A 524-nucleotide genomic window follows, 5' to 3' on the forward strand; every position below is an offset into this window, starting at 1 on the left:
GTTGGATAAAAGGTTCGACGCTGTACCACTCATTGCTTCAGGTGCATTTTCTTGTGCCGGTTCTTCTTCGGTTGTTTCCTCGGCAGGCTCTTCTTCAGTAACTTCTTCAGTTGCTTCCTCTTCCGGTTCTTCTTCCGTTGTTTCTTCTGGTGTTGTTTCTTCAGTCGTGCTTTCTTGTTCTTCAGCCGTCGGTTCAGCTGTATCCTCGGCTACCGGTTGTTCTTGGCCACAAGCGGCCAGTGATAAAATACCTGCTGCAAGAATAAAACTAAATTTTTTGTTAATCATTATTTTTCCTCCTCGTTTTTTGTTCTTGCTAATAGAACGCAGAAAGATGAGAAATAGATTGCTTTTGAGTGAAAAAACTTATGGAAATGGTTTTCTTCTATATAAGGAGATTAAACGCTGAGGTTATATTTTCTTCAATTAATCAACCTGTACTAATAAATTTAAATTACTTTTAAAAAAAGTGATCTAAAGCTAAACCCTTTGCGTTATGCCTGTATAACGAAAAAAAAAAAGAA

General features: G+C 37.4%; 1 pseudogene. It reads right to left on the bottom strand.

The features are described from left to right. Positions 1 to 288: pseudogene (locus MLE13_RS17920) on the bottom strand (plastocyanin/azurin family copper-binding protein); the annotation flags it as partial. Positions 289 to 524 lie beyond the last annotated feature (236 nt).

Source organism: Planococcus halocryophilus, from assembly GCF_022489025.1.
GTDB classification, from domain to species: domain Bacteria; phylum Bacillota; class Bacilli; order Bacillales_A; family Planococcaceae; genus Planococcus; species Planococcus halocryophilus_A.